We start from the raw sequence: 14,267 nt of genomic DNA, 5'->3' as shown, positions 1-14,267 counted from the left end.
GCGTCGCTCCGACGTCCCGACAGCCCTACCCGGAAGGCCCAGAATGCTGACCCAGCAGTACACGACAGAGCTGCACACGGCGTCCGAAAGCGACGTGCTCGTGGTGGGCGGAGGACCAGCCGGTATCGCCGCGGCCGTGAGCGCAGCCCGTGCCGGTGCGCGGACCGTGCTGGTGGAACGCTACGGCTCGCTGGGCGGCAACCTCACGGCCGGGCTCGTCGGGCCGTGCATGACGTCGTTCTCCCTCGACGGACGGACCCAGCTCATCCGCGGCGTCTTCGACGAGTTCGTCCGCCGGATGGAGGACATGGGCCAGGCCCTGCACCCATCCCGTACCTCCGCCGCCGACGCCTACGCGGGTTTCATCGAGTACGGCCACGACAAGGTCACCCCGTTCGAGCCCGAGGCCGCGAAGACGGTCGCCCTCCGGATGTGCCTCGAGGCAGGCGTCGAGCTGGCGCTGCACACCTTCGTCTGCGACTCCCTCGTGGAGGACGGGCAGGTGCGCGGGGTGGTCACGGCAGACAAGGACGGGCTGCGCGCCCGGCGCGCCACCGTCGTGGTGGACTGCTCGGCAGACGGCGACGTCGCGTACCGGGCTGGGGCCGCCACGGTCTCGGGCCGGGACTCCGACGGCCTGGTGCAGCCGATGACCCTGTTCTTCCGGGTGTCCGGAATCGACGACGAGGCTGTGGAGCGGTACGTCCGCGCACATACGGACGACTTCCGCCCGTTCGCCTCCATCGTCGCGGCGGCCCGGGAGGCGGGACGCTTCCCTGCGCCGCGGATGGGCGTGGGCATGTACAAGACCCTCCGACCAGGGGTCTGGCGCATCAACACCACACGCATACTCGGGAAGGACGGCACGAGCACCGCAGATCTGACGGCCGCCGAGATCGAGGGCCGCGAGCAGGCGCTGCGCTTGCTGGACTTCTTCCGGGCCGAGCTTCCCGGTTTCGAGAAATGCGAGCTGCTGGACACGGCGGCCACCGTCGGCGTCCGGGAGACCCGCCGCGTCACCGGCGAGTACGTGCTCACCCTCGAGGACCTCCAGACCGGTCGGCACTTCGATGACGTCATCGCGATGTGCGCCTACCCGGTGGACATCCACGACCCGGCGGGCAGCGGCGGCGGCTCCGACGAGAAGTGGGGCACCGCAAACGCCTACGAGATCCCGTACCGGAGCCTGGTCCCCCGCGACATCGACCAGCTGCTGGTGGCAGGGCGTTGCGCCTCCGCGTCGCACGAGGCGATGGCCGCGATCCGGGTCATGCCTCCGGCCTTCGCCATGGGCGAAGCGGCCGGCGCAGCCGCGGCGCTCGCGGTGGAGGCGGCAGTGACAGCCCGCAAGATCGACATCGGCGCACTGCAGAGAAGGCTGTTGATCGGTGGCGCCTACCTCGGTGAGCAAGTCAGCGAGCTCAGCGGAACATGATGGGCGTTTGAGCACGACAACCTGCCGGGCTACTCGAATGTGAGTTGACCCGGCAGGTGCCGTCGACGTCCGTTGATTCGAGGCCGAGCGACGGAGATCACGCCGGGCTCCCCCGTCAACGAGGACCAGCTCGCCAAGAAGCTGCAGATGAGACGAACACCTGTACGCGAAGCGATCAAGCGGCTCGAGGCCGAGCAGCTGGTGACCGTCTACCCGCGACGGGGGATCTTCGCGACCCAGGTGGCGCTGTCCGATCTCACCCTGCTCACCGAGGTGCGAGTCCACCTCGAGGGCGAGGTCGCGTACCAGACCGCCCGACGTGTGTCACGCGGCGAACGCGCGCTGTTCGAGCAGCTCCTCGCGGAGGCGAAGAAGCGCAGTCACGAGACGATCGAGGAGATCGACTTCGACAGCCGCGTGCACCGCTCCATCTACCACGTTGAGCACAACCCGTACCTCGGGACCACCCTCGAGCCCTACTACAACCTCACGATCCGCATCTGGCACCTCTGGACCGACCGACTGCCGGAGATGTCGAGCCACGTCTCCGAGCTCATCCCCCTGCTCGAGCCGTGGACCGCGACGCGGACGGCGCTAGGGAGATAGCCATCCAACACGTGTCGAGCTTCGTCCGGGCCGTCTCACAGTCGCCGTAGTCGGGCGACCGGTGCCCCTGGCCCACGGAGACGTCGGAAGGGAACCTCCGCGCACGGGAGGTTGCTCCCCGTCGTGCGCCGCCGTCGAGGACCACTTCAGGTAACCGACCTGTGAACTCAGTTCCTCGTGGGCTGCGACGTCGTGCCACCAGCGCCTCGCGTAGCGACGTCGTGTTCGTCCGAGTTGCGGCAGTCCGAGGCAGGCGCGAAACCGGCGTGGAATCCGTCGAACCCGTGGTCAGGTGGTGCCCTCGCTCCGGGGTTCGCGGGTGAGGCCGAGCCACCGGAGAGCGTTGCCCCGCAGCCTGTCGAGATCGAACGCCCGGGACCTCGCCGAAGCGACCGGGTCCGGGTCAGCCATGTCGAACGGGTAGTCGGAGCCGAGCAGGAGCCGATCCGGGTCGAGCACGCTCTGCAGCAGATCCGCCGCGGCGTCGGAGTGGGTCAGCGAGTCGGCGTAGACGTGCGACCGGACCACCTCGCTCGGGACGGTGGCGCAGTCGGCGGACACGTCGTCGCGTTCCCGCCATCCGTGGTCCCACCGGCCCAGCAACGCGGGTGCCGCGCCCGCGCCGTGAACGAAAGCGATCCGCAGATCCGGGTGGATATCGAACAGGCCACCGAGCGCGATCGAGGCGATCGCGGACGCCGTCTCCACCGGATTCCCGATCAGGTTCTGGAGGTAGTGAGCCGTGAAGCCGGGCCGGGGCTGCTGCATCGGGTGGACCAGGACGCACAGGTCCGCGGCCGCCGCGGAGTGCAGCACGTGCCGCAACTCGTGGTCGCCGAGCGCCGCAGCGCCGACGACCGGTGGGACGGCGATGCCCGTGACGCCTGCCGCCGCCAGCCGTTGCATCTCGGCGGCAGCGGCGTCCGCATCCTGCACGGGCACGACGCCCAGTGGGAGCAGCCGATCCGGGTACGGCGCGAGCAGGTCGAGCAACCGGTCGTTCGTGTGCGTCGCGTACTCGGCGGCGCGCGCGGCGTCGGCACCCACTGCGAACGCGTAGGGGGGTGCCGACACGACCCGCACGCCGATGTCGTGCTCGTCCATGTCGCGCAACAGCAGGGAGACGTCGGACAGCTGGGGTCCGGACACGGCGATGGGGGTACAGCCGAGGTGCAGCTCACCTTCGATCTCCGCGACGTCGACGCTCCCGTCGGCGGTGGGAATCCGGTAGCACTCCGCCGGAAGCAGGTGGGCGTGGATGTCGACGTTGCCCGAACGCAGCGTCGCGGAGTCGATCGAGGTCATGGGAGGTACTCCTCGTGTTCAGGCGGTGTCAGTTCAGGCGGTCGTCGCCGGTGGTGAACCACTGCGGCGCCCCCGGTGCCGTTCGAATGATCACGCTCTGCGTGTCCAGGAATCCGCGGAACGACTCCTCTCCGGCCTGCTTGCCGAGACCGGAGTCCTTGAAGCCGCCCCACGGCATGGCGGGTGAGAGCCGGTGGTGGTCGTTGACCCACACCATCCCCGCCCGCACCGCCTGCGACACGCGGTGCGCACGGCCGACGTCGCGGGTCCAGACGGCCGCGCCGAGGCCGTACTGCGTGGCGTTCGCCCTGCGGACGGCGTCGGCCTCGTCGTCGAACGCTTCGATGGAGACGACCGGCCCGAACACCTCGTCCTGGCAGATCGCCATGTCCTCCGTAACGCCGCCCAGCACCGTGGGCTCCAGGAAGAACCCGCCGGACAGCTCGCCGTCCATCCTGGCCGCCTTGCCCCCGGTGAGCACCGTGGCACCGTCACCGACCGCACGGTCGACGTGGGCAAGGATCCGCTCGCGAGCCGCCGCGGAGATCACGGGACCCATCTGCGTCGCCCGGTCCAGCGGGTCGCCGAGCCGGATACCGTCGACGATCTTGACCAGCCTCGCGGTGAGCTCCTCCACGCGTTCCCGCTGCACGATGATCCGCGCGCCTGCGATGCACGACTGACCGCTGGCGACGAACCCGGCGAAGGCGATCCCGGCCGCGGCGTCGGCGAGGTCGGAGTCCTCGAACACGAGCACCGGGGACTTGCCGCCGAGTTCCGCGGTGGACCGGGCGAAGCGTTCGGCGACCGTCGTGACGATCCGCCGCCCGGTCTCGGTGCCGCCGGTGAACTCGACGCGCGCGACGCCGGGGTGAGCGACGAGCGCGGCACCCGCCTCCGGTCCGTTCCCGTTCACGACGTGGAGAGCGCCTGGGGGAAGGCCGGCGTCGAAGGCGAGGTCGGCGAGCATCAGCGACGTGAGCGGGGTGAGCTCGGAGGGCTTGAGCACGACCGCATTGCCGGCCGCCAGCGCGGGCGCGACACCGCGTGCGGCGATCAGCATCGGGTGGTTGTAGGGCGTCATCACCGCGGCGACGCCGATCGGGACGTGATGGAGGTATTGGAAGTAGCCGTCGCCGAGCGGCACGGTCTCGCCGCGGAGCGAGAGCGCCAGTGCCGCGTTGTACCGGAAGAAGTCGGGGACCGTACCGATCTGCGCCCGGGTCTCGGCCACCGGACGCCCGTTGTTCCGGGCTTCGAGTTCGCTGATCTCCGCGATGCTGTCCTCGATGCGGTCGGCGATCCGGTTGAGCACCTTCGAGCGTTCGATCGGCGAGAACCGGGACCATGCACCGTCTCGTGCCTCGGCCGCCGCGGCGGCGACGGCCATGTCGATCTCCGGCCCCGAGCCGGCCGCCACCTCGGCGAGCACCTGACCGGTCGACGGGTTCCGGACCGGGAGCCAACGGTCGTCCGCCGCGGTGACGCGGCGGCCGTCGATCACCATTCCGAGCCGTTCAGCCATGGGTTGGTCGTTCCTTTCGTGTACTGGTCTACGAGCCCGTGCATTCCGACCGGATCCGCTCGTCGTCCGGCCGGGCGGGCGCCGGATCGGCGATCAGGTGTCGGCAGCGGGGGCAGCCGCCGTGCGACGAGGACGGGTCTCGGGGAGCGCGATGATCCCGATGAAGGCGACGAGCCCGACGCTCGCGATCGCCATCACCGCGAGCTGCAGGCTCCCGCCGAACCACGAGACGGCCATGGCGCTGGCGAACAGGGGCCCGCCACAGGTCAGCATCCGACCGAGACCGTTGGTGAACGACAGCGCCGTCGCCCGGACGGCCGCGGGGAACAGCTCCGGGAACCAGACCGCACAGCCGGAGAAGGCGCCGAAGACACCGAACCCGATCACCGGCAGGAGCACGAGGTACAGGCCGAAGGAACTGCTCCACGGGAACAGCGCGAGCGAGCCGAGCCACATGCAGGACATGCTGAGCGTGAACGCCCACTTCCGGCCGATGGCGTCGGCGATCGACCCCCAGCTCATGTAGCCCAGGAACCCGCCGAGGTTGAGGGCCGCGGTGGCGAGGGCGACCTGGGAGGTGACCTCCGCGGTACCGAGCGCCTGCACCGCGTCCAGGCCACGCACCATCTGGGGCACCCAGGTCGTGATCGACCAGAACGCGACCAGCGCGCCGGTGGAGATGACGGCGGCGAGGACGGTCGTGCGCCGCAGGTCGGGCCGGAACAGTTGGACGATCGTCAACCGGTCTCGTCCCCGGTCCCGGGACGTGTCGTCCGCACCGTGGCGCCGGGCCTCCCGGACGTCGCGCCACACCTGCGGCTCCTTGACGAACGGGACGATGGCCAGCACCAGCACGACGGGCGCCAGCGTGCTGAGCATCGACACCCGCCACCCCAGGTCGCCGATAAGCCAGTAGACGACGGAAGCGAGGAAGTAGCCGGCCGCGTACCCCGAGGCCATCACGCTGATGGCACGGGCCTTGTACCTGTTGTTCCACACCTCGGCGATGAGGGTGGCGCCGACCGGGTACGCAACCCCCGAACCGATGCCGGCGAGCAGGCGCATCACGGCGACGTGCCAGAACTCCGTCGACAACGCGGTGAGCCCGGAGAACACCGAGAAGACCACCACGCCGGCGACGAGGATCCGGACACGACCCAGGTAGTCGGCGAGGCTGCCGAGGACGATCGATCCGACGGCCCACCCGAACAGGTACAGGCTGACCGCGATACCGCCGTACAGTGCGATCTGTCCCGCCTCAGGCGCGGTCGTGCCGTCGGCCAGTACGTCGGCCATGATCGGCCCGTTGATCAGCGCGAACATGCTGCCGTCGAAGCCGTCCAGCAACCATGCCAGGGTGGCCAGAAGCAGGGTGAGCCACTGTGTCCGGGTGACGGGTGGTCGCTCCGATGCGGAGCGCGGTGTGCCGGGGGTCATCTGTGAACCTCTTGGTGGGGTCGTCGGCGACGTTGCCGGTCCGCGAGGATCCGGTTCTTGAATGGACGCCGGGCGCAGTCGACGCCGGGCGGGAACGACGGGAGAGCTGCCGTGGTTGGCTCCGCAGATCGGGGCGGAGCGAGAAGGGGGTGTGGTGCTCGTCGCAGGCTAGGGCGGCTCCGGTGCGCCACTCATCATCGGTTCCTCGAAATGTTGCGAGGTCGATTCCTTGGATCGACGGAAGCCCAGCCGGCAAGGTCACCCTACGGTCGAACGCCGGCAGGGCGATGGCGCGTGCTTCGCCCCTGATCACCGGAGGCGGTTGGGTTGACGCGGAATGTCGAGTCGGAGCGGGTCATCGGTACGGGTTCCGGCGAGGTGACCCTCGAGCTGTTCGAGGAGCTGTACGAACGCCTGTCGAACTGGGGGCGCTGGGGTGAGGACGACCAGCGGGGAACCTTGAACTTCATCTCCGGGGAGAAAATCACCGAAGCCGCCCGGCTCGTCGCGAGCGGCCGGTGCATCTCCCTCCAGCTCCCGCTCGACGGGAACGGTCCGCAGACCGGTGCGTTCGGCCGGGTCAACCCCGTACACCAGATGGTGGCCACCGGGACCGACCACGTGTCGGCGACGCAGACCTACTCGAAGGACCCGCTCGGCTGGGGCTTCGCAGACGACAGCCTGTTCCTCTTCCTGCAGGGCGGGACCCAGTGGGACGCACTCGCCCACATCTTCCGCAACGGATCCATGTACAACGGGTTCAGTGCGGCCGCCGTGTCCAGCTCAGGCGCGGAGAAGGGCGGCATCGAGAACGTTCCCACGCTTGCCTCGCGGGGCGTCCTGCTCGACATGCCGGCCTACCTCGGCGTCGACCACCTCGAACCGGGCCACGCGATCCGGGCGGCCGACCTGGAGGGTGCCGCCGACAAGCTGGGCGTCACGGTCGGCACCGGTGACATTGTCCTCATCCGGACCGGCGACATGCAGGCACGGCGCGAGGAACCGGGTTGGGCCGGATACTCGGCCGGCGACGCACCCGGCCTGTCGATCGACGCCACGCCGTGGCTGGCGGAGCGGGAGGTGGCGGCCGTCGCCTCCGACACGTGGGGGCTCGAGGTTCGCCCGAACGAGCTCGCCGGGACCTTCCAGCCGCTGCACCTGATCCTGATCGTGTCGATGGGCATGTTCGTCGGGGAGATCTGGGACATGGACGAGCTCGCCCGCGACTGCGCGGCCGACGGCCGCTACGAGTTCTTCCTGGTCTGTCCGCCGTCGCTGACGGTGCCCGGCGCGGTAGGTTCTCCCGCGAACCCGCAGGCGATCAAGTAGAGCCGTCGCCTGCCACGGGGACGGACGTGAGGCAACCGGATGAGCGCTACTCCTCCACGGGAACGCCCCACGGTCGGGGGCCTCGCCGACTTCTGCCAGCCCCGCGTGCTGTCGCTCGTCGCGACCGGCATACACGGTGCGCACGCGGTGTCCGACATCCGGATCGCCGACGCCACGGACACCTCGACGCCGCAGCAGGACGGCGTGGTCGTGTTGATGACCCTGCCGGTCTCCCGGCCCGACGAGATCCTGGACCTCGCCGACAAGGAGATCGCGTGCGGCTGCATCGGGGTGGTGCTCGACGCCCCCGAGCCGCCGCCGTCGCTGGTCGGGGGCCTCGTGGAGCGCGGCCTCACGGTCCACCGGCGCCGACGCGGGGCCGGTTGGTTACAGGTGGCCGACGCCGTACGGGCCGCGACCCACCGCACGGAGCCGCTCGAGGGTGAGTTGATCGGGACGATCCCCCGCGGCGACCTCAAGGGCTTCGCCGAGGCCCTCGGGGAGATGCTCGGCGGGCCCGTCACCCTCGAGGACGTCGACTTCCGCGTGCTGGCGTTCTCGACGAAGGACGCCGCGGTGGACACGGGACGTGACACCGCGATCCTCGGCGGCCGGATGCCCGAGGTCTGGCGTGCCCATCTCGAACGGGAGGGCGCTCTCGAGACGCTGCTGACGTCGGACCGGACGGTCGACATCACCAACGGCCCACTCAACGCGCGACGGCGGCTACTGAAGTCCATCTGGGACGGCAACCGGCCGCTCGGCATCATGTGGCTCGCCGAGGGCAGCACGTCACTGTCCGGCGACGTTGTCGAGCGGCTCGACCGCGCCGCGCGGATCGCCGTCCCCCACTTCCTCCATCACCAGGAGGAGACCCGCGACCGACGCGCAGACCAGCACCGCAAGCTACGCCGCCTCCTCGAACCCGGCCGGCCGCTCGGAGACGAGCTCGACGACCTGGAGATGACGTCGTGCCACGGCTTCGCCCTGCTGGCGCTGCGGGCGTCCGCCGGCGATGCGGCTGGCCGCACCACAACCCGCATCGTCGAGTCCGTCGATCTGTACTGCCTGTCGTACGCGTGGCGGACGGCGACCGCTGCGGTCTCCTCGACCGTGTACACCCTCATCGCCCTCGACGGCGAGCGGGACCGGGCTCAGATCATGGCGCTCGCCACGAGGCTGGCCGGCTACCTGCAGCAGCACCAGCAGGTCGACGTCGCGGTCAGCGTCGCGGGACCGCTCCCCGACGCCGCGTCGATCGCCACGCTGCGCAGCCGGTGCGACGCCGTGACCGCTCTGCAACGGCAGCGCGCGGATCCGGTGCAGAGGATCCTGCACTACCGCGACGCCTTCCCCCTCGTCGTTCTCGACGCACTCGGCGAGACGGCGGACGAGCTCGACCCGCTGAACTACTACAAGCTCGACCGGATCGTGCGGCACGACGATCGTCGAGGCACCGATTATCTGGCGACGCTCGCCACTTACCTCCGGGATTCCGGGAACGTCGCCGCCAGCGCGGAACGACTGGGCCTTCATCACACGACCCTCCGCTACCGGATGAAGCGCATCGAGGAGCTGTCCGGGCTCGACCTTGACGATCCCGACGAGCGGCTGTTCTGCCAGTTCGTGCTCCGCCGTGTCGCCAGGTGATGTGGAGGACTCGCTGCGGCGGGTGGGGCTGAACCTCCCGTGGAGTGAACGGGCTTTACACCAGCTGCCAGCATTGTTGTCCTGGGGACCGACCAGGATCCCCTCAGGGCCTTGCGGTCAGCGTGCTCGGATATGCGGAGCTCGCTCCGGCGCCGGGGCGGAACCGGCCGTCGTGATCGCCCACCGCCGCACCGTCCACAGCGACACACTCGCCCCTCAAATACGTACGTACCACCTTGCCAGTCACCGCACGGCCGTCGTAGGGAGTCCATCCCGCCTTCGACAAGACGTCGTCGTTTCGCAGGGTGCGCCGAACTGTGGGGTCGACCAGGACGATATCGGCGTCCGCCCCAGGTAACAGGCTCCCCTTGCGCGGCCACATCCCGTACGCACGCGCCGGAGCCTCGGCGTAGACGCGTGCGACGTCGGAGTAGGACAGGTGCCCCCTTGCGGCAGCATCCAGGAGCAGCGCAAAGGTGCTGTCCAGCCCAGGAAGCCCGAAGTGCACGTTCCAGATGTCGCCGGCGCGCTTCTGCTCCAGAGTGGACGGGGCGTGGTCGCTGGAGATGTGTGTCAGGGTGCCTGCTCGCAGCAGGCGCCACATCTGGTGCTCGTCGTCGTCGATCCGCGCCCTGGCAGGCGGGGTGAACTTGCGCAGCGGGCCGTGCTCGTGCACATCGTCCTCCCGCAGGAGGAAGTACTGCGGGCAGGACTCGACGGCCAGCTGCGCCCCGCGGCGCCGCTCACCTGTTACGTACTCCGCCGCTTCCGGGTTGCTGACGTGCGCGATGGTGGCCCGCGCGGCCGCCCTGCGCACGAGCAACGTTGCGACCGCGGTGGCGACGAGTTCAGCGTCACGGTCGCGCCAGTCGAGCAGGATGCCGTTGTCGTCACGGCCCTGGGAGCGCAGCACCTCCTCGGCCGCCGCGGTGAGCGACTCGTCCTCACAGTGCATCAGGCTGACGCCGCCGACACGGGCGGTGGACTGCAGGTGCGTCCTGAGAGCGGCGGCGTCGTGCCCCGCGACGCCGTGGGTTGTGCACGTGAACACCTTGAAGAACGCGACCCCCGCGGCCCACAGCGGTGCGACGGCGTCGGCCTTCCCCGGCCAGGCGTGAGCGGCGAGCCCGAAGTCGACGTGCGACCGCCCGCGAAGGTAGTCGATCTTCGCCTCGAGGTCGGCCACGGTGCGCACTGGCTGCCCGTGGGAATGCTCGACGATCGTGGTGACGCCGGCCGCGGCCGCGGCAGCGGTGCCGGTGGGGAAGTCCTCCCGCTCCGTGCTGCCCGGGTCCATCAGGTGCACGTGCGTGTCCACGCCCCCCGGCAGCAGCAGGAGACCTGCGGCGTCCACGGTCTCGGTCGCGGGAGGTCGCTCCGGGCCGACCGAGACGATCACGCCGCCGGCGACGGCGACATGCGCCCGGCGCGTTCCGTCCGGGCTGACGACGGTGGCGTCGCGGATCACGAGGTCGACGTCCGGCATGGAGCTCCTCTCAGGGGGCGGGTCAGGAGTAGCGCAGGTCGCCGGTGGTGGCGTACCAGTCGAATCGGTCCGCGCCCGTGTTCACGACGACGCTCTTCGGGCGGGTGTAGGCGTGGTAGGCCTCGAGCCCGTTCTCGGAGCCGAGGCCGCTGTCCTTGGCGCCGCCCCACGGCGACGCCGGGTCGATGCGGTGATGGTCGTTGACCCAGACGATGCCGACGTCGAGCTGGTCGCAGACCCGCAGTGCGCGCCCGACATCGCGTGTCCACACCGAGGCGGCGAGCCCGAAGGGCGAGTCGTTGGCCTGCGCGATGGCGTCGGCCTCGTCGTCGAAGGGCGCCACGAGCGTGACGGGGCCGAACACCTCCTCGCGCCACAGGTCGTGGTCGTGCGCGACGTCGGTGAGGATTGTCGGCTCGTAGAACCATCCGCGCTGCAGGGCCTCACCTCCAGGTACGCGGCCCCCGCAAAGCACCGTGGCCCCCTGCCGAACGGCCCGGTCGACCGCGGCGGCGACCTTGTCCCGCTGCGCGGCGGACACCAGCGGGCCTGCCTGGGTCTGCAGGTCGAGCGGGTCACCCAACCGCAGTTCGCGGGTACGGGCGGCCAGCCGCTCGACGACCGCGTCGTAGCTGCCCCGCTGCACCAGAACGCGAGCGCCCTGCACGCACGTCTGGCCGGAGGCGATGAAGGCGGCGAACAGGGCGCCCGCCACCGCCTGGTCGACGTCGGCATCGTCGAACACGAGGACCGGCGCCTTGCCACCGAGCTCCGCGGTCACCGGGATCAGCGCGTGGCCCGCGTTGGCCGCGATCACGCGGCCGGTCTCCGTGCCACCGGTGACGTCGAGCTTGCCCAGGCCGGGGTGCTCGGACAGGGCCCGGCCCGTGGTGGCGCCGAACCCGGTGACGACGTTGACCACGCCGGGTGGCACCCCGGCCTCCTCGAGCAGCATCGCGAGCCGGTGCGGCACTGCCGGGCCGAGCTCGCTGGGCTTGATCACGAGGCTGTTACCGGCCGCCAACGCCGCCGACAGCTTCTTCATGGTGATCAGCAGCGGGTGGTTCCACGGCGTGATGAGCCCGGCGACGCCGAGCGGCACGCGGCGCACGACGTTCAGGTACCCCTCGCCGAACTCCGGGACGGTGCCCTCCGCGGTCTGGGCGACGGCACCGAAGTACTCCAGCCACTCGGGCAGCCGCGCAAGCTGGGCCCGCATCTCGCGAAGCGTCCGTCCGATCTGGAGCGTCTCCCACCGCGCCCAGTCGTCGACGCGCTCGGCCAGCCGATCCGCAGCGCGGTTGAGGATCCGAGCCCGGTCCCGTGGCCGAACCGAGCGCCAGCGGCCGTCGTCGAAGGCGGCCCGTGCGACGGCCACGGCGTCGTCGACGTCGGACCGGCCGGCGTGGGCGACATCGAGGAGGGGCTCGCCCGTCGCCGGGTTGTGCACGACGAACGTACGACCATCGGCAGCGGGCACGTCCTGCCCACCGATGTGCAGCAGCAGCTTCTCGGTCATCCCGGGACTCCGTTCGCCACGAAGCGCCGTTCCGCGTTGCCGTGCGCCACGGTGGCGAGGACGTGGCCCGGCAGATGCAAGCGAGCGTTCACAGCGCGGCCACGATCTCCTCGCTCGGGGCGACCCACGCGAACGCCTGCCGCAGCACCGACAGGGCCGCGTCGTGCAGCACGGGGTCCATCGTGTCGACGCAGTCCTCCACCACGACGACACTGAAGTCCTTCGTGTTCCCGGAGATGGCGGTGGCCAGCACGCAGCTGTTCGTGTTGACGCCGGTCAGCAGCAGCGTGTCCACGTTCCGCGAGCGCAGCGCGTGTTCCAGGTCCGTCGCGGCGAAGCAGTCGTAGCGCTTCTTGCCCGTGACGAGCAGGTCGTATCCCGGCTCGTGGACCGCGGGCATCAGCTCGAGGCCGGGGCTGCCGGGCAACTGGTGGTGCAGCACGTTCGCGCGGCTGGCGTCGGATCCGGCGACGGCAGACCACCACGGGTTGGACGCGATCTCCTCGACGGACCGGTACCCGGTGACGACGTGGACGACCGGGATGCGGCGCGAGCGGGCAGCGGCCAGCAGCTCCGCGTGTGCCGCGGTGACCCGCGCGGCGGTCTCCGCCGGGAGTGGCATCGTGGCGACGGCCGGGTCGAGGTGGCCCCGGTGCATGTCGATCGTGACGACGGCCGGGCGCCGGTCTCGGAGGACCGGGAGGGTGTTCATCGGCCCTGCTCCTTCGGGTGCGGGCGGCGCTCGATCGCGCCGGTGGGCAGCACGTGGTCCACGTAGTCCTCGGCGGGGACGCCGGCGACCCGCGCCAGCAACCAGTCCCCCGCGTAGGTCAGCCAGTTCGGCCCGAGCGCCACCGACGGGGTCGGCAGCGACAGCGCGTGTCGGCCCTGCTGGTAGACGAGCATGGGCGACGGGCTCGCGCACTCCCGGGCGAGGTCGTAGCTGTGCTGCATCGGCGACAGCTCGTCCTCGTCACCGGCCACCACCAGCCACGGCACCGTCATGCCGGCCATCAGCGGGCGCAGGTCGATCTCCTGCGCCATCCGGTCGAAGGCCTCCTCGTCGTGCTCAAGGCCAGACATCCACATGTAGCGCGCCTTGAAGCTCGGCGACGCCATCTCGAAGATCATGTGGCCGCCCGGCTCGTGGCAGACCAGTCCGACCACGCAGCCGCGCAGCTCGGGCTGGGTCGCCGCGATCTGGGACATCCAGTACGAGCCGAAGGACAGGCCGAAGCCGACGATCCGGGAGCTGTCGACCTCCGCGCGCGAACGGCACCAGCGCATCACGGCCTCGCCGGCGTCGACCCATGCCGTCGGCGTGAAGTGCACGCCACGGATCGGCGCCTCCCCCTGGCCGGGACCGTCGAAGGAGAGCACCGCGAAGCCGCGCTGCAGCAGCTTGTCGCCGTACAGGTTGACGTTGAGCTCCTTGGGCGCGTCCATCCCCCCGCAGGCGATCACGGTGGGCAACGGCCCTTCGGTGTACCCGACGGGCAGATGGAACCAGGCGGGGACGTACCCGTCGCCGAACGGGATCTCGACCCGCTCGACATGGTGGTCGGCGAGGCGGGCATAGCAGCCGTAGCAGGAGTTCTTGCGGTCGTCGAGATCGACGAGCGTGGCGCTGTCCTCCCAGATCGGCCACTCGGCCGTGGCGTACAGCAGTGCCGCGTGGAAGAAGTGCTCTCGGGCCGTGACGGCGTGCCCCTCGGCCTCTGCGGCCACCGCCTTGCGCTCGCGCAGCTGCGCCAGCTCGGTGAACACGGGTGTGATGTCGGCGAACTTCGTGATGCGGGACCGGGCCACGGTGAAGTCGGGAGTGCCGTCCACGCCCATCGGCCGCAGGGTGTAGGCGACGCGGGGCTGGTCCCACTCCAGGCCGTCGGTGCGGAGCACGGAGTCGATGACCCAGCGCTGCTCGTGCCAGCGGCGAGGGCCGGGCTTCTGGTGGATGGTGCCGTTCACGCGCTCG

Annotated in this window: 11 protein-coding genes; 4 read left to right on the top strand and 7 right to left on the bottom strand. The window is 70.4% G+C overall.

Annotated elements, in window-relative coordinates; translation table 11 throughout:
• Nucleotides 1–43: 43 nt before the first annotated feature.
• Together CFP66_RS37805 and CFP66_RS37800 are read left to right on the top strand one after the other, a co-directional pair.
• Nucleotides 44–1,435 carry an FAD-dependent oxidoreductase gene (locus CFP66_RS37805; protein WP_094930168.1) on the top strand — a complete coding sequence of 464 codons (1,392 nt, stop codon included), beginning with the start codon at nt 44–46 and terminating at the stop codon, nt 1,433–1,435.
• Between the two features lie 72 nt (nt 1,436–1,507).
• Nucleotides 1,508–2,041 carry a GntR family transcriptional regulator gene (locus CFP66_RS37800; RefSeq protein ID WP_198961937.1) on the top strand — a complete coding sequence of 178 codons (534 nt, stop codon included), beginning with the start codon at nt 1,508–1,510 and terminating at the stop codon, nt 2,039–2,041.
• Between the two features lie 288 nt (nt 2,042–2,329).
• Here CFP66_RS37800 and CFP66_RS37795 read toward each other — a convergent pair whose 3' ends face one another.
• The 3 genes from CFP66_RS37795 to CFP66_RS37785 form a co-directional block, all read right to left on the bottom strand.
• Entirely contained in the window at nt 2,330–3,346 is a 1,017-nt protein-coding gene (locus CFP66_RS37795) for an amidohydrolase family protein (protein ID WP_094930167.1), read from the bottom strand.
• Nucleotides 3,347–3,374: 28 nt separating this feature from the next.
• Nucleotides 3,375–4,871, bottom strand: coding sequence for an aldehyde dehydrogenase family protein (locus CFP66_RS37790; protein WP_094930166.1), 1,497 nt, complete (start codon nt 4,869–4,871; stop codon nt 3,375–3,377).
• Nucleotides 4,872–4,964: 93 nt separating this feature from the next.
• Nucleotides 4,965–6,308 (bottom strand): MFS transporter, encoded by a 1,344-nt coding sequence (locus CFP66_RS37785; protein ID WP_094930165.1) that lies wholly within the window; start codon nt 6,306–6,308, stop codon nt 4,965–4,967.
• Nucleotides 6,309–6,635: 327 nt separating this feature from the next.
• On the opposite strand from CFP66_RS37785, the gene CFP66_RS37780 reads away from it, so the two are divergent.
• Nucleotides 6,636–7,637: a cyclase family protein gene (locus CFP66_RS37780; RefSeq protein WP_233160039.1), complete on the top strand. Its 1,002-nt coding sequence runs from the start codon at nt 6,636–6,638 to the stop codon at nt 7,635–7,637.
• Between the two features lie 39 nt (nt 7,638–7,676).
• Entirely contained in the window at nt 7,677–9,287 is a 1,611-nt protein-coding gene (locus tag CFP66_RS37775; RefSeq protein WP_094930164.1) for a CdaR family transcriptional regulator, read from the top strand.
• A 103-nt stretch (nt 9,288–9,390) separates the two neighbouring features.
• Here CFP66_RS37775 and CFP66_RS37770 read toward each other — a convergent pair whose 3' ends face one another.
• The 4 genes from CFP66_RS37770 to CFP66_RS37755 form a co-directional block, all read right to left on the bottom strand.
• Entirely contained in the window at nt 9,391–10,773 is a 1,383-nt protein-coding gene (locus CFP66_RS37770; RefSeq protein ID WP_094930163.1) for a dihydroorotase family protein, read from the bottom strand.
• 22 nt (nt 10,774–10,795) lie between these two features.
• Nucleotides 10,796–12,292, bottom strand: a complete 1,497-nt coding sequence (locus CFP66_RS37765; RefSeq protein ID WP_094930162.1) for an aldehyde dehydrogenase family protein — start codon at nt 12,290–12,292, stop codon at nt 10,796–10,798.
• Nucleotides 12,293–12,380: 88 nt separating this feature from the next.
• A complete protein-coding gene (locus tag CFP66_RS37760; protein ID WP_094930161.1) occupies nt 12,381–13,004 on the bottom strand; it encodes a cysteine hydrolase family protein in 624 nt (207 codons plus the stop codon).
• Nucleotides 13,001–14,260 carry a S9 family peptidase gene (locus tag CFP66_RS37755; protein ID WP_143517509.1) on the bottom strand — a complete coding sequence of 420 codons (1,260 nt, stop codon included), beginning with the start codon at nt 14,258–14,260 and terminating at the stop codon, nt 13,001–13,003. Before CFP66_RS37755 ends, CFP66_RS37760 begins: the two co-directional genes overlap by 4 nt.
• Nucleotides 14,261–14,267 lie beyond the last annotated feature (7 nt).

This window comes from Pseudonocardia sp. MH-G8 (assembly GCF_002262885.1).
GTDB lineage: Bacteria > Actinomycetota > Actinomycetes > Mycobacteriales > Pseudonocardiaceae > Pseudonocardia.
The sequence above is the reverse complement of the archived record's forward strand: the minus strand, read 5'-3'. Positions and strand labels throughout refer to the sequence as shown.

Coding starts and splice junctions, on each gene's coding strand:
- CFP66_RS37805 (WP_094930168.1), top strand. CDS start 44: ATGCTGACCCAGCAGTACACGACAGAGCTGCACACGGCGTCCGAAAGC.
- CFP66_RS37795 (WP_094930167.1), bottom strand. CDS start 3,346: ATGACCTCGATCGACTCCGCGACGCTGCGTTCGGGCAACGTCGACATC.
- CFP66_RS37790 (WP_094930166.1), bottom strand. CDS start 4,871: ATGGCTGAACGGCTCGGAATGGTGATCGACGGCCGCCGCGTCACCGCG.
- CFP66_RS37785 (WP_094930165.1), bottom strand. CDS start 6,308: ATGACCCCCGGCACACCGCGCTCCGCATCGGAGCGACCACCCGTCACC.
- CFP66_RS37775 (WP_094930164.1), top strand. CDS start 7,677: ATGAGCGCTACTCCTCCACGGGAACGCCCCACGGTCGGGGGCCTCGCC.
- CFP66_RS37770 (WP_094930163.1), bottom strand. CDS start 10,773: ATGCCGGACGTCGACCTCGTGATCCGCGACGCCACCGTCGTCAGCCCG.
- CFP66_RS37765 (WP_094930162.1), bottom strand. CDS start 12,292: ATGACCGAGAAGCTGCTGCTGCACATCGGTGGGCAGGACGTGCCCGCT.
- CFP66_RS37760 (WP_094930161.1), bottom strand. CDS start 13,004: ATGAACACCCTCCCGGTCCTCCGAGACCGGCGCCCGGCCGTCGTCACG.